This window comes from Leptospiraceae bacterium (assembly GCA_015075105.1).
Classification (GTDB): domain Bacteria; phylum Spirochaetota; class Leptospiria; order Leptospirales; family Leptospiraceae; genus JABWCC01.
The window spans coordinates 1,940,128-1,959,829 of the sequence record JABTUZ010000001.1 but is presented as its reverse complement, the minus strand read 5'-3'; the positions used below and the strand labels follow the sequence as shown (position 1 = coordinate 1,959,829).

Below are 19,702 nucleotides of genomic sequence, written 5' to 3'. Positions count from 1 at the left end.
TTTTATGAAAGTTTTTTTTAGAATTTGTTGTGTTCTATTGTATATTTTAAGCTATGGAGTATTTTCAGAAGATACAATTCAAGAAAAGACAAACACCTTAAAAGAAAAGATTTCTAAAGAGGAAAAAAAAGCACCTACGAAAAAAATTGATTTCCTTAGTTTGAAAGATGCTATCGTGACCGCACTTTCCAATAATGTAAATTTAAAAAATATAGAATACGAGCTTGTAAAATCTGACTCCAATCTATTGAAAAGCCAATCAAAATATACTTGGAGAGTTCTTGGAGGGTTAGACTCACAAAAGTCAGTTCTACCATTTAATCAATCGAACTTAATGACTGGAACAAAAACGCAAAATGACAAGATAAGTGTCGGAATAGAAAAAATCTTTATTACGGGTACTTATTTTAAATTAGAAGCAAGCACCACAAGATTTGACTCAAACGCATTTGAAGATCCGAGTACAACTCCTGCGGGATTTAGAGTTCTTGGAATTCCTCCACTTTATACAGGAGCGATTACTGCAACTTTAAGTCAGGAGTTATTGAAGAATTCTTTTGGGTATCAGGATAGAAATTTAGAAAAGATCTTAGAAAATCAAGCTGCTATTACAAGAGATGAGTTGATTTTTAAATTATCCGGGTCAGTGGTTCAGACTCTTGTGGATTACTGGGGATTTTCTGTGGCTGATGCAGCTTATAAAGCTTATGAGAAATTATGGAACAACGCAAAAAATATCAGAAATCTAACAAGGCAAAAACAAAACATCGGTCTATCCGAAAAATTTGAAGTCAACCAGTGGAGTGCACTTGTTTCTCAGGCAGAGAATCAAATGGAGAAGGCAAAAGTTGATAGAGAAGAAGCTAAAAGAAAACTAATTCGTGCAATGGGTCTTTCGACAGATTCAGATGTTACGGGGGCGGGAGAGTTATTTGACAATCCTCCAGAAATGAACTACGAAAAAGATTTAGAGTTCGCTTTTAAAAATAGAATTGATTTTAAAAATATGCAAAGAAAAAAACAAATTGTTGACTTGACAATAAAAAATGCAGAGAATAGTGCACTTCCTTCTCTCACCGCTATGGGCTCTTATTCTTCTAAAGGTCAAACCTTGATTTCACCTCAAGAAAATTTTACAAACCAAAATTCTGGGATTCCTACTTTTAAATTTGAAGAAAGAGTCGGACAGTTGAAGTTAGTGTACCCTGTGGCCGATCGCGGGGTTAAAGCTACGATTCGAGATGCACATATTTCTCTTAGACAAACATTGCTTAGTGAAGAAGATTTGAAAAAAGAGATTCGAGACGAGATAAAAACAAGAATTTCTTCTGTTGAAGCAAACCACAGAATCTTGCAGAATTCGATACAGTCCTATAGAGACGCTGAGTCCTACTACAATGGAATACTAAGCAGTTTCAGAAAAGGAAGGTTTACTGCAGTTGCCGTAAAGAATGCGTTGGACACAGTGATTCAAAATCAATTACAATTGACTCAGGCAAAAATCAATTTTAATATAGATGTACTTAGATATGAGTTGGCAAAGAATTCTTTATTTGATAAATACAAAATTGACGTAAATTCTCTTGTTCCGGATGTGAATTAAAATTTTTTCTATCGGAGAAATTTCTGAAAAAAAAATTTTTTATTAGCATAGGGCTTTTCTCTTTTCTTACTCTACTTGGAATTTTTTTTATATTGGATTTTCGTAGCAGAGTAGATAAGTTTCATTCCTATTTTCAAAAAGAGAAATACGAAAAAATTCTAAAAATTGCATACAAAGAAAAGAACCTTTCTGATGAAGAATTATCTTTTGCCTCTATGTCTATTTCAAGATTGGAAAAAAAAATCAACAATATAGGAAATAAAAATAAAAAAGAAATACAGAAAATGTGTTTTTGTTCTGTAGCAGAAACTTCAGAGGGAAGCCAAAAATATTGGAGCTTGGAAGACCCATACTTTTCAGAAATGAAAAAAAATGAATACTTTTATAATAGATCTTTGATTGAAAAAGTAATTTCCAGATCAAAAATGAAAGGAACAGAGCGAATCTTTCAGGAATTGCTATACATGGATCCGAGACCTTTCACAAAAGAATTTGTGAGTGCAATCTTTGACTATTTGAAATACAATTCTATTTCAGTTTTCTCTATCGAAAAAAAAGAAAAGCTCATCAATTTATTGCATTATTTTGCGAGTATGGAAGAAACCGATTTTAAAAACAGAATTCTTGTTTCCAAAGGAGAGAATATCAATCTTAGATCCGGCCCCGGTACTGAAAACCCGAATATTGGAAAACTAAAATCAAACGAATTTCTTTTTGTGATAGACAGTGATTTGAGAAGCTCTGTAATTTTAGGGAAGACTGGAGTTTGGCTGGAGGTTATAGATTTTTCTTCTGATCTGAAAGGCTGGGTGTTTTCTGCTTTTACTGAAAAGTTAAGTGTGGACAATCTAAGGAAAGAAAAGGTAGTTTCTCATTTTCCAAAAATCTTGGAAGGTAGTATTTGGGATTTTAACGAATGGAAAGAAGACTCTATCCCGGAAAATTTTACAGGAAACTATATTAAAACAAAATCTATAAATATTGACGGGAATGTCGGGTTTGTAGTTTGGGAAGGAGCGGATATATTTAAAAGGAAAATTTGTAAAAAAACAAATCTTTCTGCAAACAGCATCGATTTTCGGTTTAAGTATATTTCAGGCAAAGGGAGAGTTTTATTATTTCTATTGAATGCAATCAGTGGAGAAGATTCCTACCTTGCGTATAAGATAGAAGTTGACCCACAAGGGATTATTGTGAATGAGAATAGGGTGATACTCGAAAAAGAAAAAAATATTCATGAATTAGGGTTGAAGATTTTTTCCTATAAAGGTGATTTTTTTCTGACAAAACTTGAGGGAGAAGATATTTTATTGAATTTGAAATCTCATAAATTAGATAATTTATCCAACGACAAAAATTTAATATGGGAAATTTGTATTACCCAAAGTACAAAACAAAATACTTCCAGTGCAGCAATTTTTGGTTTTAAGTTTTTGGATAACCGGCAGTATAATAATTAATTTTTGGAGGGACTATGCCAACTTACGATTATAGGTGTGATGCATGTGGGAAAGAGTTTGAACATTTTCAGTCTATGAAAGAGGAGCCTTTGCAGGAGTGCCTTGTGTGTGGCGAAAAAGGGAGAGTCACGAGATTGATTTCGAGTGGTGGAGGGATTATATTCAAAGGTACTGGTTTTTACGTCACGGATTACAAGAAAGACAATAAAACAGGAAGTGTACCTACAGAAAAAAAGGACACCTCGCCTTCGAATAGTGCAACGGCTGCAAGTACACCGGAAAAAAAATAACTTGGGAAGACTCGGAATTTTAGCTGGTGGAGGAGAACTTCCATTTATAGGAATGAAAGAGGCTCTATCCAATGGTGAAGATCCGATTTTTCTAGGAATCAGGGAGTCTGATTTTCAAGCAAGAGAGTTTGAGGCAAGAACGGTTTATTGTTATATTGCTAAAATTGGAAAGCTCATTCAAATCTGCAAAAAGGAAAAAATAGACAGGCTACTACTTCTCGGGAAAATTAAAAAAGAGTTATTGTTTAGGTCGTTGAAGTATGACTTAAAGGCAATCACACTTCTTGCTAAAATGATAAATAAGCACGACTATACAATTTTTAAAATTATCTCTGATGAGTTTTTAAAAAATAAAATAGAAATTCTATCTCAAAAAAAATATCTACAGTCTCTATTGCTATCAGAAGGCAGATACACCAAGAAAAAATTATCGAAAGATACGTTATGCGACATTAAGTTTGGAATGGACTATGCAAAAAAATTAACCGAGCTTGATATTGGGCAGACAGTAGTAGTGTTCAATCAGACTGTTTTAGCGGTAGAGGCAGTTGAAGGAACAGATGAAACAATACTCAGAGGAGGAAAACTTTCCAATAAAAAAGGTGGTGTGGTTTGCAAAAGCGCCAAAAAAAATCAGGACGATAGATTTGACCTCCCTGGAATAGGGATTCATACTCTTCAATACATGAAAGAATCGGGTTGCTCTACTTTGGCTTTTCACGCAGGAGAAGCACTTGTTGTAAATCCGAAAGAAGTCATCGACTTTGCAGAAAAAAATAAAATCGATTTAGTCAGCTATGGCGAAAGTGGAGTTAAAATCTTAAATGGCAGTCAAAAAAACATTTAGCAAAACGTCGAAAAAACTAAAACAAGTTTCCAAAGTAGAGAAATTTCCTATTTTGATGATTGCGGGAGAGCATTCCGGTGATCTGCTGGGGGCACCACTTATAAAAGAACTGAAGTTGTCGGATCGGAAAATGAAATTTTTCGGGGTGGGTGGTCCTGCAATGATCTCAGAGGGTTTTGAATCTTTGGAAGACATGGAAAATCTTTCCGTTATAGGATTTTCTCAAATAGTATCTAAATACGGATTTTTAAAAAAATTACTAAATAGAATAGTTGATGAGGCAATAAAAAGAAAAACAGAGTTTGCTATTTTGATAGATTACCCCGGGTTCAATCTGCAATTAGCGAAGGCACTCAAAGAAAAAGGAATAAAAGTCTTTTTTTATGTTTCACCTCAGATATGGGCATGGAGATTTAAAAGAATTTTTTTCATTAAAAAATACATAGATTTGATGTTGGTCTTGTTTGAGTTTGAAAAAAAAATTTATGACGAGTATGGAGTCCCGTCTGAATTCGTAGGCCATCCTCTTGCAAAAAGAATTTCTGAAAAATTGCACTCCGAAGAAAAAATAAAATTTAAAACAGATTGTATTCGAATTTGTGTAATGCCCGGTTCTAGAACATCAGAGATAAAAAGAATTCTTCCGGTAATTATGAAATTTATTCCAATGCTCCATAAAGAAATAACTTCTCAAAATAAAAAAATCCAATTTCTCCTTCCCAATATAAATAAAAATGCAGAAGAAAAAATACAGTTTGAAATCGAAAAACTCAAAAGAGAATACCCTGAAATCGAAGTTTTGTATTTTTTTGATTTATCACTTAGGTGTATTCAAGCCTCTGATCTTGTGATTGTTGCATCGGGTACAGCTACTTTGGAAGTGGCGTATTTTGAAAAGCCGATGGTTATTTTGTACAAGGTGAGTTTGTTGACTTACTTAATCGGGTCGAGTGTGATTAAGGTTCCTTGGATCGGACTCGTAAATATTTTAGGTGGCGAAGAGATTTGCCAAGAGTTGTTGCAAGCAGAGTGTAAGCCTGAGTATGTGAAAGAAGAAGTTTTGAATATATTGGATAAGCCCAAGTACAGAAATACAATGATCGAGAAAATTCAAAAAGTAAAGAAGAGTCTGGGTAGTGGAGATAGTTCTAAAAAAAGTGCGAGCGCTATTCTAAAACGGATGAATTTTCTTCTTTAACTTTACTTAACTTTACCACTTCGTCTTCCAAAACACCCACCCAAACAGATTCTTTTTTTTCGCTGTGTACAAAATATCCGAATGCCTTTTCGTTCTCTAAGAAAATCAACCTCATTCCATAAGAATCCATTTGGATATTCAAAGGAATCGGATTCCCCCCGACAATAAGGATCGCTTTCTTGTCTCCATTAAAAATTATTTTTTTTCCTGCGGATGGACTAACGTCCCAAGTTCCTTGTAGAGATTTGTAGTAGGATTCGTCAAAAATAGGCTCTTTGTGGTTCACTTTTTTTTTACAAGAGAAAAGTGGAATTATGATGATTAGAAGAAATATTATTTTTTTATACATGATTCACCTGTATTCGTAACAGAATAGAAAACCGGTACTTTTTTGTAAATACCGGTGTAGAAGAAGTTTTCTGAATCTTCTTTAATCTGACTGTTGCCATTTATCTGAAACTCACTACCCTTTAGTTCAATCTTTCGCTTAAACCCTTCAAAAGCATAAACATCAAATTCATATCTATACGAAAAAATATCTTTTTCAAGCAAAAATGGTAAAGCAGAAATTTTATTTTCAGTTGCTTTGTTATGGAAGATAGAGCTATTTCTAAACTCCATCGTGCCCGTTACCCTCTTGGAAAGTAGGAAGTCCCAAAAATTATTCCCGGTGGTAACCAGTGAAAAATCTAAGTTGACTATATCGCTGTACATCGTGACTCCACAAATTGGGATGGTCTCATTCAACCAGAATATATCCCCGGTTTTGACTTTTAGATCAATGTAGGGAGATTGTATGCTTGTGTTTAGTTTCAATATGGCTGAGGATTGATTTTTGTCGCCACCGATTAAAGTAATATTAGCTTGCCCGCCCGCAACATTGGTTTTAATATTCCAGTTTCCAAGGTTGATATTGTCCTCTTGGACTTTTAGATTAGAAAAATTAAAATCAGAAGACAGTTTCATTTTTTCAAATAAGATTTTATATAGTGGAGTTTGAAAAATATAATTCACTGGAATTAATTTTTCTTGCCTTTCTTTGATGTCTGATTGCACCCATTTAAGTAGGTCGTCATAAATCGGTTTATAAGCAGACAAGTTGATGTCTTGTAATTGCAATTGCAATTTCGTGTCGGACTGGAGAGGGTAGTAAATATTCCCGTATCTGTCTCTAATTTTTGAAAATAAAATATTTCCATTGAGCTTACTGGAAAAATCCTTTCCGAAGCTTGTTCCTGTAGTCTCAGCTGTCAATTCTCCTTTTTTATTCAAAGTGGCATTCAAATACGAAAGATCGAGATTTACTTTGGAAGAATTTCTACTTTTAAAATTCATCCCCAACGAGGAGAGAGAGGCTTCCGTCTTAAACCAGTCGATTTCTTTTCCGGTTTCATTGAGTTCTAATTTTAAAACAAACCCTCCTTCCATTACAATACTTTCTGAAAATAAAAAAACTTTTGAAAATTTTTCTAAGTCGGTTGTATTTACAAAAAGTTGAATCTTGTTCAGCTTATCTACAGTCGTTACTTTTTCTAAATTGATATGAAAAAAATCTGTGACAATATCTCTCTTGGTAGAGAATTCGTACTTTGGAATTCCCTTCACCATTACGGAACTTCTTGTAATGTGAAAATTTTCTGAGAGAAAAAGGTTTTTAATTTTTGTGTCTTTTTGCATATCTAAAAATCCGTTGATTTCGTTTAAGTGGACTTGCCCAAAGACTCTAAACGAATTCTCTTCTTTTTGGATTTCAAAAGAAGAGTTCACTTTTCCAGATTCAGGCACTACCCCGATTAGCTCTGTAGAAAGACCTTGTAAATTTTCAGCAGGAAAATTTTGGAATTGAGTTGTAATTGTATAAGTTTTTTTTTTGAGGTTGATTTCTCCTTTGCCATAGAATTTAGAAAAAAGATTTTTTGGAATAGTGTTGTCCGAAAACTGAAAAATAACTTTGCCTTGCTCTTTCTTGAAAAAAAAGTTTACAGGTTTTTCGGTAGTGAATAGAATTTTCCCGTTTTGAATGACAGTGATTTCTGTGTTCTTTAAAGTGACTTCCGACAAAGAAAAATTCTGAAAATATTCTAATATAGAATCGCTTATTGGATCGTTTGTATCGATGGTTAGTTTAGAGCCGTAGATAGCTATTTTTTTTAGGAATGGGTCTTTCCCGAATAAGGTAGAGAATTTTAGAGCTATTTTTTTTGAAACAAAAAGAAACTTACCACTGGAAAAATCTTCATCAATCGATATTCTGAAATCTTCCATTGTAACGCCATCTATTAAATTAAAATCAATGACCCCAATATCTATAGCTTTTTTGAGTCTGGAAGAAATTAAATTTTTGGCTAATTTTTTGAAGTGAGATACATTGATGTATTCTTCCTTGAATTTTGAATTAAAATATTTATAGGAAGAGTTGAATACAAATGCTGTGATGAGGAGGGAAGATATAAGAAGCGAGGTTTTCTTTATAGTGGGGGCTGAAGATTTTAAAAAATCGAAGAAATCTTTTTGAAATTTTTTTATTTCACGATTTAATTTTTTTAGATTCAAGGTATGTCAGGCAGTCTTTTTTTATTTCCTGTAATACTTTGCTTTCAGGAAATTTCGTCAAGCCTTCTTCTGCAAAAGGAAGACTCCTCTGAATTAAATTCATCTTATAAAATCCGAGCGAAACCATTTCATAATATTCTAAATCTTTCACAAAATTCTTGTCTTGGGACGCTTTGCCAAGAATTGCCACTCCGGGGCCAAATTGGTTTTCCTGAAAGTAGGCTTTTGCCAAGATCTTCCTTTTTGAATCAGGCTCAAAAAGTGGGTCTTCACTGTCCGAGCGAATGAAAAATGAAATTGCTTTTTTATAGTCCTTGTCATAAAAATAGGCGAGTCCGGCGTAGTAGCTGATGTGAGGAGTGTGAATCCCTGACCGAGTTTGTAAAATTTCTGTTAGTGTTTGCAGTGCTTCTTTATAAGAGCCTAATTGAATGAATGCCTTTGCTTTGTTTAAAAGTATTCCATTTTTCTTTTCTTCCGTGAGACCGGTAGCGGAAAGCTCCTCATCTGCCTTACGAATTTCTGCTTTTAATGAGTTTTCAGATTCTAACTTTTTTAACAAGATCGGGTCTTGTTTGTTTCCTCCTGATGCACAAGAGCCTAAAATTACACTAATTAATACCAGATTAGAAAATTTCATATTAAACAATTTTTAGCTTTTCCAGTTCTGCAATAAAGTTAAAACCGGAATTCTCCTCTTCAGACTCTATCAAAAAGCGATCCAAATATTCTTGGTTGATTTCACTTAGGAAGCGGCTGGGAATACTCGGAACTGATTCTCCAAATTTTTTCCTACCCCTCGTACTTGTCAAATATAATTTTTTTTTTGCTCTGGTCATCCCCACATACATCAGTCTTCTTTCTTCTTCTTCTCCAGTCGGGAATTCCATCGACCTTGAAGATGGTATGATTCCTTCTTCTACACCTGTTAGAAAAACTGTTTCAAATTCTAAGCCCTTGGAGAGGTGCATGGTCATAAGGTTGACCTTGTTTTCTTCGGGAGAATCATTTGTGTCATCGTTTGTGAGTAAAGAAATTTTCAAAAGAAAGTCAAACAGAGTCGGCTTAGTTTCAGAGTCCCACTCCTCTTCAAAAAATTTCAACATATTCAGGATTTCAAATAGGTTTAAAATTCTTGCTTTTGCAATCTTTTCATTGTCTTCTTCCAATTGGATTTCTTTTTCAAAACCGATTTCTTTAATAAAATCTTTCAATACGAAAGACAGGCCTTCGTTTCCAAAAAATCTTTTTTTGTATTTTTCGATAGTCTCTAAAAATTCATAGATTTCGGAAATTACATTTTTTTTTAAACCCTCTACAAAACTATCGCTTTCGCATAACGCATACAAAACATCAATCGTGTGCAAGTTCTTCTCTACAGAGGCTTTGTGAATTTTAGAAATTGCAGTGTCCCCTATTCCCCTTTTGGGGTAGTTTAGAATCCTAAGAAGACTTAGCTCGTCTTTCGGATTTGCAAGAACTCTAAGATACGCTAAAATATCTTTTACTTCTTTTCTGTCAAAAAAATTGTAAGCACCAAAAAGTCTGTAGGGGATAGAGCGAAGTCGTAACTCTTCTTCAAAAGGTCTGGACTGGTAGTTTGTTCTGAATAAAATTGCGATTTCTCCACCTTTTCTTTTTTCTTTTAAAATCTCTCTTTCTATTTCATCTATTACAAAAGAGGCCTCGTCTTTTTCGTCTTCTCTTTCTACATACTTCACTTTTTCGGGGTAGTGAAAACTCGAGTACAATTCTTTTGAAACTCTGGTGGGATTTTTTTGGATGAGTGAGTTTGCGGCTTCCAGAATATTTTTTGATGAGCGGTAGTTTTGCATGAGTTGAACATTTTTCGCATGAGGAAAATCTTTTTCAAAGTTTAGTATGAGGTTTACGTCTCCTCCTCTAAACCCGTAGATACTCTGGTCGTCGTCTCCCACAACACAAAGATTGTCATTTTTCCCAAGAAGAAGTTTTACGAGTTCATACTGAGATTGGTTAGTGTCTTGAAACTCGTCCACCATGTAAAACTTGTACTTTTTGTGACAGTAGTCTTTTACTTCTTTGAAATTCTTCAGCAAAACTATAGGGAGTAAGATGAGATCGTCAAAGTCTATAGAATTTATACTTTTTAGTTTTTCGGAATAATTTTCAAAAATTGCTTCCACGTATTCTTCTAATTCTGAAATCTCTTGTTTTTGAAATGAGTTTGAATTTTTTCGGAAACTCAACTTGGAGAGAATGGAATAGATAGGAAATTTCTTAGGGTCTAACTTTTTTTCTTTTAGTAAACCTATCACAATAGGCTCTAAGTCGGATGGGGAAAGTAATGAAAAAGGATTTTTGTAGTCTAAATTTTCTATAAACTTTTTTAATAGTTTCAGACCAAAAGAGTGGAATGTGGACAGCTCTATCCCCTTGACTCCTTTTCTTCCGACCATAGAAAAAACCCTTTCTCTTAGTTCTTTTGCACTTTTGTTTGTAAAAGAGAGTGCAACAATTTCAGAGGGTTTGACTTTTTCTTTTGTGATCAGGTTTACAATCCTGTTCGTGATTACTCTTGTCTTACCGGAGCCGGCTCCTGCAAAGATAAGAAGGGGCCCCTTTACGTGTTCAACTGCTTTTTTTTGTTCAGAGTTTAGATTCATGCTAGATTAAAAAATACAATCATATAAAATAATTTTCAAACCAATATTATTAATAATTATCCAGCCCTTGTGTTGCAAGACAAAGGTATCGTTATTAAATGACGATTTCTCTTAGGAATTTGAGAGTGTATATTTCCAAAAAAGGATTTTAGCAGATGCACCCATAAAAAAATAAACTTACACAAAAGAACTATCTTTTTTCAATAGGTTTATAAGTTAAGCCCACTTTGCCAGTGTAAATTTGTCTTGGTCTTGCCTTACTCGTTTTTGTTTGTAATCTTAGTTGTCTCCAGTGAGCAAGCCAGCCAGGCAATTTCCCGATAGTCTGCATGACAGTAAACATGTTTTTTGGAATTCCGAGAGAGTGGAAAATCACACCACTATAAAAATCAAGATTTGGATAGAGGTTTTCTTTTATAAAATACGGGTCGTTTAAGACATATTCTTCCACTTTTAGAGCAGTTTCTGCGATTGGGTCTTTTGTATTTTTGTAGAAATTTCTAAACAACTCTTTTGCAACAACCGAGCGAGGGCTGGTACCTTTATAGGCTTCGTGCCCAAAGCCGTTAGAGTCGAGCTTTGCACCACCATTTTTGAACTTTTCAAAATAGTTTTTTACGTCTCCACCATTTTTTAAAATATCTTCTATCAACTCAACTGCGGCTACGTTTTTACCTCCTTCTCTGGAACCCCATAAAGCACTCATGCCGGCACTGATAGAGGCAAATAGATTGGCTTGGGTGCTGCCGATCATTTCTACTGTGGCTGCAGCTACATTCATCTCGTGCTCTGCATACATGATCCAAAATTGGTTTAAGATTTTGTCGTGTTCTGGTTTTACCTCGTAAGGCTCTGTAGGAATTGCAAACATCATCTGAAGGAAGTTGGTGCAATAGGGGAGTTTGTCTTGGGGATAGTTGAAAGGTTGACCTACCATTTTTTTGTAGATATAGGCTGCAATAGTACGAATCTTTGCGAGTAGCCTCGTAACTAGGTCGATACCTCTGTCGAGACTTTCTTCGTAATTGTCGGGGTAATAACTCGACAAACTCATTACCATCACAGAAAGAACAGCAAGAGGGTGAGCCTTCCCCGGAAAACCGTCGAGTAGGTTTATCATATTTTCATGGATTAGAGAATGCTTGGAAAGACGCTTGGAAAAATCGGACAATTCATTTTGAGTGGGGAGACTGCCATAAATCAGGAGATAGGAAGTCTCAACAAAGGTAGAATTTTTCACTAGGTCTTCGATGTGATAGCCTCGGTAGATTAACTCACCCTTATCTGCGTCTCTTTTGGAAATTTCTGAAACGCCAGATGCGGTATTAAAATACCCCGGGTCAATAGTTACAAGACCTGTCTTATTGTAAAGCTCTCCGATATGGATTCCTTGACTGCCGTCCGTACCCTCGGAGATAGAAAGAGGATAAGTCTTCCCGTCTAATAGAAGCTCAGCTTTTTTAATCATGTCGAAAAATCTCCTTAATGAAAGTTTTTTTTATGTGAGAATTTCGTCAATTTAAGTTCTTATAAGGGAAAAAGGAAGACAAAACTAAATCCTAAAGAAATTTTGAAGAAATCCAAGAATTATGAATGAATATTTTTATGATCTCACTCCCGAAAAAGTAATCCTTGCATGCGAAGAATGCGGATATTCTCCTACAGGAAGAGTTTTTGCCTTGAATAGCTATGAAAATAGAGTGTTTGACGTGTATTTGGAGGACTCTCAAAATATTATCGTAAAATTTTACAGACCCGGAAGGTGGTCAAAAGAAGAAATCCAAGAAGAGCACGATTTTCTATATGAATTGTCAGAAAACGAAATCCCTGTTTCTAAACCTATTCGATTCCAAAACGGAGAAAGTATCAGAGAAATATCCGGGATATATTATTCTATGTGGGAAAAAATTGGAGGAAGGTCTCCGGATGAGTTTACCGATACAGATTTGAAAATAGTTGGAAGACTAATTTCCAGAATTCATAGAATAGGAAGGTCTAAAAAATCGCTTCATAGACCCCATGTGAATTCGGAAGAATATGTACATAAACCATTAAGGTTTTTAACAGAAAAGAGCTTTTTGCCTAAGTCTTGCGCTGAAAGGTATATATTGACCGCAGAAAAAATTGCAGAAATTTATGATGAAATCTCACTTGGAGTTCCCACCCAGAGAATCCACGGAGACTGCCACAACGGAAATCTGCTGAACGGAAACTCGGGCTGGTTTTTTTTAGACTTTGATGATTTTAGAACAGGGCCTGTAGTGCAGGATCTTTGGATGCTACTCCCTTCTTCAGTAGAATTTAGGGAGCACAGAAGGGGAGTTTTTTTAGAAGCATACAGTGAATTTTCTGAATTTCAGGAAAATTGGCTGAATTTAGTAGAGCCGTTAAGAGCTTTCCGATATATACACTATTCTGCTTGGATTGCAAGGAGGTGGGAAGACCCTACTTTTCCTGCACTTTTCCCCCATTTCGGAAGTACGGATTACTGGGAAAAAGAAACCCAAGACTTAGAAAGCCAGCTAAAATTTATCTCAAAACCAAGACAGAAAAATATAGCCCTGCCCAAAATAGAAGATCAAGAAGAAAAACTTACAAACAAAGACTTTTTTTGGGATATGACCTAAGTTGTATGCAAAATAAGTCAAATTGTGACATTTTTTTTAAAAAAATTAAAAAAACTTAGTATATAGGTTGACAAGAGACTACATAAGCTAAGAGAATTGCCAATTGTGTCTAACTAATTATAAATATTCACTAAATCTTTATAATTAGTTAGGCTATAAAAAAACGAAAAAAATTAAGAAGAGGTAATGTATGATCAAAAAGATTATTAGAATCTTTTTAGCGATCGGTCTCGTAGCTTGTACAGGGTCTGCACTAAGTGCTAAATCCAGTATCATAGTGGGGGGCGGTCTTCAATTTGATCTAGGTCAGTTGGGTGGAACCATCATGAAAGATGGTCTTGATTCTACTCAAGTGACAAGAGACAGTTACGGTAACTACAACGGACAGCAAAAGCTGATTATCGCTGAAAACAAACTACAGGCTGCGGAAAACGTATCTGGTGGTGCACTCAACGTAAAAGGTGATGGTTCTATGACCGGTGGAGTTTTAAACTTTGGATACGAGCAGGATATAGGAAAGGCGTTCTTTTTCAGAGTAGGCGTAAACTATACCCAAAAAATTATGGGTGGTCGCACCACTTCTAATTTCATGGGATACAACTGGTATGACATTACTTGGAATTACCGTTCTATTATAGTTCCTGCTTATTTTGGTATTAAAATTGCTGTAGCTGAGTCTTCTGCGTTCTATATGGGTGCAGGTATCCACTACTACAATGGTGGTTGGGGAGTAAAAGGCAGAAACGACGGTGCCGGCTTAAACGCTGCATCAGGTGGACTCGGAAAATCTTTAGTATCTTCTGCTGCTGACCCTGCGGTTATCAATGAAGACGCTCAATTCCATGTTACAGGATTTGGTTTTAACTGGTTACTCGGTGCTCAAACCAAGATTTCCGACAAAGGCTCACTTTTCCTCGAATTGGAAACAATCCTAAGCGCGAAAATGGGAACTGCAGGAACCAAGTCTTATGGCGGTATGACAGGTATGTCTCCACTTCCAGCTTACCCTGTGGTACTCGGTGGACAGATTTACAGAATCGGCTACAAGCACGAACTATAATAGGAGGAATAGACGAATATGAAAAATCTTAAATTAATAACTTTAACATCCCTCCTTGCTTTTGGTATTTTTGCAAATTGCCACAAGCGTGAAATCGGAGGAAATCAAGTAAACGGGCTAATCCTAGGACAGCTAATCGGTGGACTTGGAAAGGGTAACTGTGCAATCAGCTTGAACCTTGCTTCTTTGTATGCAGGCTCTCTATACTCGGTTGCTGCAGGTAACTCAACAATTTTTACACAGGCGAATTATGAGGCTGCGTCCGGTAGTACTGTAACTGCTCAAGGTTTTAGCTCTTATGCTACTGTTCCATTTAACAGAAAGTATGACGCATTTGTAAGACCAGTAGATGGCTCTGCATTTACAACTGACAACAGAAACACTGCTTTAACCAGTGCAAAAACAACTGTAAATATGCTTGCTTATATGGGTGTACCGGTAGCAATTTGTGCAAAAAACCCTACTGCTACTACAATACTTGCAACTTCCTTGGCGGCGTTTAGAACAGGGAATTTGTCCACTGCTGAGGCTACTGCTGTGAATGCTGCGTTAATCGCTAACGGTATCGCCGGTGGAACTACAACAGTTGAGGGTGGATTTGGAAACTGTGGCGCGATAGCAGGTGCATTTGCTGCATTTTATGGTGCAGTTGGAACATCTAATGCTGCTAGTGCTTATATGACCAGATTGGCATACACTAAAGGTGGTGCACTATTAGCGTGCTCCAGAATCCCAAGAGCAAGTTGTTCTTTAGCTGGTATAACTACAGCTACTCGTACTGCTGCGATTGCAAACCAAACTGCAACGTTTGAAGCAATTATGGGAAACTCAGATTGCAGAAAACCTGAAGCAAATTTTGATGTGAAGATGGCTCGAGCTTTATTTTTGGGAATGCCAAAAGAAACTCAAGTTAGAACAGGCGCTATTACAGGCGGGATCTATACTAATCGTGTAGAAGATGAAGGCTCTACCAGCTCCTTTACATCGAATTCAATCCTACCAGAGCAAGCATACCCTGTATCAACTGCTCTTATGAGTATTTCTTCGAGCTTTGCAAACGCTTTCCCACTTGTAACAGGTACAACTGCTTATGGTGAAGCTAGTTTTAGAGATGGGTCAAATATCAATTTTTCTGTAGTTGATTCTTGTGAAGGAATCGGATTTTCACCTGCATTAAATCCATCTCCTGCAAGTACCACTCCAAAGCAATTGACAGAAGCTAAAGAGATCGCTTACTCTGTGTCAACAAATGGGTCTGCAGCAACAGCTTACTATACTTGGATGGCTACAAACTCTTCTTCCACAGCTACAAATGACGGTATTGCTTGTAACAGGTCTTTTAGAAAGAAATATGCAGTCCCTCAAGTTTTAGGTGGCGGAACTCTACCAGACTTAAACGTAGCTTATGGTGATGGTGGAACTACCGGTCTAGTGACAGCATGTACTTACGGTGGAGATGCAACAACACGTGCTTCAGTAACAGGTATTCTTGGAAGCACTCTTGGTGGACTTGCAGAGTGTCCTTTAGCTGCACAAGGTGTGTCCTCTTTGTTTGGAACAGGCATAGTTTCTTGGGATACTGCTTACCCGAACTCTAAGACAACTCCATAGAGATTTTCATTTTTTAGGAAGGCTTTGCCTTTCTTTTTTAGCAAAAACCCTCCGATTGCTCGGAGGGTTTTTTTTTGCCTAAAATGTGGGATCTCCAATTCGGAGGACTGATGTCTGAGGTCTGAGGTCGGAGGTAGGAAATAGTGGAGGTAGAATCTTTGCCAATAGGTTTATCTTGTAGGATGAGGTTTTGAGCTTACGCTTTTAGTGCAAAATCTGCACTTTTCGTGCAAAAAAGTGGGATCTCCACCTATTTCGGTGAATTTCGCTTTTAGTGCAAAATCTGCACTTTTCGTGCAAAAATGTGGGATCTCCAATTCGGAGGACTGATGTCTGAGGTCTGAGGTAGGAAATAGTGGAGGTAGAATCTTTGCCAATAGATTTATCTTGTAGGATGAGGTTTTGAGCTTACGCTTTTAGTGCAAAATCTGCACTTTTTGTGCAAAAAAGTGGGATCTCCAATTCGGAGGACTGATATAGAGGAATTAAAATTTTGTAAATTGAATAAATTATTGATAAATTGAATCTAATTGAATATGTTTGCTTTGAGGGACTTTATGAAAACCGTTACTGTTCGTGTAGATGATAATGTATATAATTTATTGAAAAAAGCTGCAGATGGAGAAAGGAGGACTATTTCTAATTTTATGGAAAACGCATCTTTATCCTATTTGACTAATGAAATTTATATTTCAGATATAGAGATGGAACAAATTTTAAACGATCATTCGTTAATCAAAAGCCTTAAAACGGGAATTAATGAAGCGAAGAAGGGAAAGTATAAATTTGTTAAATAATTTTGAAATTGCTGAAACGGAAAGTTTTATTTCAAAAATTAAAGAAACGAAATATAAAAAGATTTATAAAAAAATTCGAGAATACATTTATCCACAATTAAAATTGAATCCTTTTTTTGGAAATAACATCAAAAAGTTAAAGGGTGAATTTGAAGGTGTTTATCGGTATCGTATTGGCGATTATCGTTTGTTTTATCAAATTAAAAATAAGCAAGTATTAATAATCATTCTTGATATCTCCGAAAGAAAAGATTCTTACAGATAAGAAAAGAAAATATCGCAAGGCTTTCGTCTATGAGTATGAGGCTATCCCTTTTACACTTTACTGACCATTATCTTCCTATTGGAACTCCAATACGGAGGACTGATGCCTGAAGTCTGAGGTAGGAAATAGTGGAGTTGTATATCTTTTTCATTTAGATTTATCTTTCTGAGATAGAGGTTTTGAGTTTACGCTTTTAGTACAATATCTGTACTTTTCGTGCAAAAAAGTGGGATCTCCACCTATTTCAGCGAATTTCGCTTTTAGTGCAAAATCTGCACTTTTCGTGCAAAAATGTGGGAACTCCAATGTGGAGAACTGATGGCTGAGGACTGAGGTCTGAAGCGGGGGTTTTATTTCTTGACACTAAGAAAAAAAATTTCAAGACTAAAATTATGAGAAAAAAATCCACGCTGACACAATTACGGACTGCATGAAACAAATACTATGTATCACGAATCAAAAGGGTGGGGTAGGAAAAACTACTACTTCAGTGCATATCGCAGTCGGGCTTGCAAAAAAAGGGGAGAGGACTCTACTCATCGACTTGGACCCCCAGGGAAATTCGTCGAGTATTTTTGTTAGCAAGGAAACCGACTCAGAAAAAACTATTTACCCGGTGTTTAGGGACAAGATCGCTCCAATTCAAAATTTAATATCTGAGACTCGTATCGAAAATTTGAAGATTATCCCTTCTAACATAAAGTTATCTGAGGTTGACAGTATTTTGTCCGGCAAACTCGATGGGTTTTTCATGTTACGGGATTCCATGGAAATGATAAAAGAAGACTTTGATTATGTGGTGATTGATTGTCCTCCAAGCCTTTCAATGCTTACGTTAAATGCTTTAGTTGCAGGGACGGGGATAATTATTCCATTACAAGTGTCAAAATTTTCTATTGATGGGATTGAGGGGATTCTTGATATTTATGAAACTGTTACAAAAAGGTACAACCCGAATTTAAAAATATTTGGAGCTTTACTTTCTATGTTCAATCCCCGAACTTCTATTTCGCAGGCAGTTGTCCCTCAAATACAGCAATATTTAAAATTATTTCGCACAACCCTTCCGGTTTCTGTGGCAGTCGAGGAATCCCATCTTATGCAAAAGACTTTGTTTGAATACCAGAAGAAAAATAAGGTGGCCTTGGCTTATGAGGGGTTGGTAGAGGATATCTTAGAAATTGGCTAAAAAGGATCGACTATTTCAAGCGGCCGGCACTCAGATCAATAGGGCTTTAGGCAATAAAACGGATAACCCGGTGGAGGGTGTTCAATCTACAGTAGAAGTTTCCAAAAAAGAGCCGGTAGAGAAAGTGAATAAAAAAGAAATCGTAAAAAACCATCGCTTTGAGGGAAAAAACCAAGAAAAACTATTGCCCAAAAAAAGCACTCTTTACAACGTAAAAAGTGTTATGAGATTGGAAGATTATACCTCACCTAAGGGCGGCGAAAACAAGCCGAAAAAATATTTAATTTTAGGGGGCTTTATTGCGGCTCTCTGGTTGATTTGGCTTTTCTGGCCACAGAAGCACGCCATTTTTATGGATGTGAATAAGATGACACCGGACAAGGTTTCACAGATGGATCCTGACAAAGACTATGATTTTAAAGCCGGTCAAGATTTCTATGTTTATTATAGAAAAGGTTGGAGCACTCCAAAAACTTTGAGCTTGAAAATTTACAAGACAGAAGGTGGGAAGGAAGAAATCCACAGTTATGTACGTTCTTTTAAAAAGGATGCCGAAAAAGCGCAGACCTATTACGATGAGACTTTTTTTGATTCACCTGGAAAATACGAAGTAGAAATCAGAAATGAAAAAGATGAAGTCTTGGCGGTAAAGAAGTTTACGATAAACTAAATTTGTAATTTAGTTTATCTTACATTGAAGAGTTGTATGATTATTCAATCAGCTTTTTCTATTTTTTTAATTTTTATAACTATTGGTTGTAGTCCCAAAAAAAGTTTTCCTGATTCTATTTCTTCAAATGCAAAATTTGACAAGAAGACGAATCTCTATACTGCTATAGAGAACAACAAAAGATTAGCTTGGTATGATACAGGTGAATTGTATTCATCTTGTAAGGTAAATCCATTAGGAATTAACGATGGTGAATGTTTTCAATACACCAAGTCAAAATCTGTTTTAAGTTTTGGGAATTTTAAAAATGGGCAAAGAGATGGGCTTTGGGTTTGGAATTTTTTAAATGGAAAACCATACTGCAAACAATATTTTACCTATGGGAAAAAAAGAGTCTTTTGGATACAAACCGATATCTGGGGAAACGAGGATGGGTTGTATGAAAGATTTTACGAGAATGGCAATCTGGAAGAAAAAGGGTACTACGATAGCGGTTACAAGACAGGGAACTGGGAGAAATATTTTATAGACGGGAAAAAAGAATATTCCGGCTCTTACCATAAAGACCTGAAAATAAAAGAGTGGATTTTTTATTATCCATCCGGTTTGGTCGAAGCCAAAGAAACGTACGACATTACGGGTAAGTTAGTGCATCGAATAACGTATTTTGAAAACGGACAAATTCAGTGCCGTATTTTAGGCGAAGAAAAAAAGTCGGAGTGTTTCGGTAACAAAGGTTGAAAGATTTTTTCCTTTATCTTTACTATTTTTGCTATTTCATATTTGCCATTGTTTGTTTATATTCTTTTGGTATTTTAAATTTTATTGATTTTGACATTTTACAAAATTTTCTGCTTTCATTGATACTTTTACTCTCTTTGTATTTG

Annotated in this window: 18 protein-coding genes; 13 read left to right on the top strand and 5 right to left on the bottom strand. The window is 35.8% G+C overall.

Going from position 1 to position 19,702, the window contains the following annotated elements:
- Positions 1–4 precede the first annotated feature (4 nt).
- The 5 genes from HS129_09700 to lpxB all read left to right on the top strand — a co-directional run bounded on the left by HS129_09700 (position 5) and on the right by lpxB (position 5,398).
- Positions 5–1,603: a TolC family protein gene (locus tag HS129_09700; GenBank protein ID MBE7412318.1), complete on the top strand. Its 1,599-nt coding sequence runs from the start codon at positions 5–7 to the stop codon at positions 1,601–1,603.
- Positions 1,604–1,695: 92 nt separating this feature from the next.
- Positions 1,696–3,063 (top strand): SH3 domain-containing protein, encoded by a 1,368-nt coding sequence (locus tag HS129_09695; GenBank protein ID MBE7412317.1) that lies wholly within the window; start codon positions 1,696–1,698, stop codon positions 3,061–3,063.
- 14 nt (positions 3,064–3,077) lie between these two features.
- Entirely contained in the window at positions 3,078–3,353 is a 276-nt protein-coding gene (locus HS129_09690; GenBank protein ID MBE7412316.1) for a zinc ribbon domain-containing protein, read from the top strand.
- Position 3,354: 1 nt separating this feature from the next.
- Positions 3,355–4,200, top strand: coding sequence for an LpxI family protein (locus tag HS129_09685; protein MBE7412315.1), 846 nt, complete (start codon positions 3,355–3,357; stop codon positions 4,198–4,200).
- A 55-nt stretch (positions 4,201–4,255) separates the two neighbouring features.
- Positions 4,256–5,398, top strand: coding sequence for a lipid-A-disaccharide synthase (gene lpxB, locus HS129_09680; GenBank protein ID MBE7412314.1), 1,143 nt, complete (start codon positions 4,256–4,258; stop codon positions 5,396–5,398).
- On the opposite strand, the gene HS129_09675 is transcribed toward lpxB, so the two are convergent.
- The 5 genes from HS129_09675 to HS129_09655 form a co-directional block, all read right to left on the bottom strand.
- A complete protein-coding gene (locus HS129_09675; GenBank protein MBE7412313.1) occupies positions 5,367–5,747 on the bottom strand; it encodes a hypothetical protein in 381 nt (126 codons plus the stop codon). The two genes, lpxB and HS129_09675, sit on opposite strands and share 32 nt — an antisense overlap.
- Positions 5,732–7,951, bottom strand: coding sequence for a hypothetical protein (locus HS129_09670; protein ID MBE7412312.1), 2,220 nt, complete (start codon positions 7,949–7,951; stop codon positions 5,732–5,734). The genes HS129_09675 and HS129_09670 overlap by 16 nt, the downstream gene beginning before the upstream one ends.
- Entirely contained in the window at positions 7,926–8,591 is a 666-nt protein-coding gene (locus HS129_09665) for a tetratricopeptide repeat protein (protein MBE7412311.1), read from the bottom strand. The genes HS129_09670 and HS129_09665 overlap by 26 nt, the downstream gene beginning before the upstream one ends.
- Position 8,592: 1 nt before the next feature.
- A complete protein-coding gene (locus HS129_09660) occupies positions 8,593–10,596 on the bottom strand; it encodes a UvrD-helicase domain-containing protein (protein ID MBE7412310.1) in 2,004 nt (667 codons plus the stop codon).
- A gap of 190 nt (positions 10,597–10,786) precedes the next feature.
- A complete protein-coding gene (locus tag HS129_09655; GenBank protein ID MBE7412309.1) occupies positions 10,787–12,064 on the bottom strand; it encodes a citrate synthase in 1,278 nt (425 codons plus the stop codon).
- A 121-nt stretch (positions 12,065–12,185) separates the two neighbouring features.
- Between HS129_09655 and HS129_09650 the strand changes: the two genes are divergently transcribed.
- From HS129_09650 to HS129_09615, 8 genes are all read left to right on the top strand, one after another.
- On the top strand, positions 12,186–13,223 hold the full coding sequence (locus HS129_09650; GenBank protein ID MBE7412308.1) for a serine/threonine protein kinase: 1,038 nt from the start codon (positions 12,186–12,188) through the stop codon (positions 13,221–13,223).
- A 190-nt stretch (positions 13,224–13,413) separates the two neighbouring features.
- Positions 13,414–14,283 (top strand): porin OmpL1, encoded by an 870-nt coding sequence (locus tag HS129_09645; protein MBE7412307.1) that lies wholly within the window; start codon positions 13,414–13,416, stop codon positions 14,281–14,283.
- 18 nt (positions 14,284–14,301) lie between these two features.
- A complete protein-coding gene (locus tag HS129_09640) occupies positions 14,302–15,894 on the top strand; it encodes a hypothetical protein (protein MBE7412306.1) in 1,593 nt (530 codons plus the stop codon).
- Between the two features lie 557 nt (positions 15,895–16,451).
- Positions 16,452–16,691, top strand: coding sequence for a CopG family transcriptional regulator (locus HS129_09635; GenBank protein ID MBE7412305.1), 240 nt, complete (start codon positions 16,452–16,454; stop codon positions 16,689–16,691).
- On the top strand, positions 16,681–16,956 hold the full coding sequence (locus HS129_09630) for a type II toxin-antitoxin system mRNA interferase toxin, RelE/StbE family (GenBank protein MBE7412304.1): 276 nt from the start codon (positions 16,681–16,683) through the stop codon (positions 16,954–16,956). Before HS129_09635 ends, HS129_09630 begins: the two co-directional genes overlap by 11 nt.
- Before the next feature lie 430 nt (positions 16,957–17,386).
- Positions 17,387–18,145: a ParA family protein gene (locus tag HS129_09625; protein ID MBE7412303.1), complete on the top strand. Its 759-nt coding sequence runs from the start codon at positions 17,387–17,389 to the stop codon at positions 18,143–18,145.
- The gene (locus tag HS129_09620) at positions 18,138–18,815 is read left to right on the top strand and encodes a hypothetical protein (GenBank protein ID MBE7412302.1); all 678 of its coding nucleotides are present in this window, start codon (positions 18,138–18,140) and stop codon (positions 18,813–18,815) included. The genes HS129_09625 and HS129_09620 overlap by 8 nt, the downstream gene beginning before the upstream one ends.
- Before the next feature lie 36 nt (positions 18,816–18,851).
- Positions 18,852–19,556 (top strand): hypothetical protein, encoded by a 705-nt coding sequence (locus HS129_09615; protein ID MBE7412301.1) that lies wholly within the window; start codon positions 18,852–18,854, stop codon positions 19,554–19,556.
- The last annotated feature ends 146 nt before the right edge of the window (positions 19,557–19,702 follow it).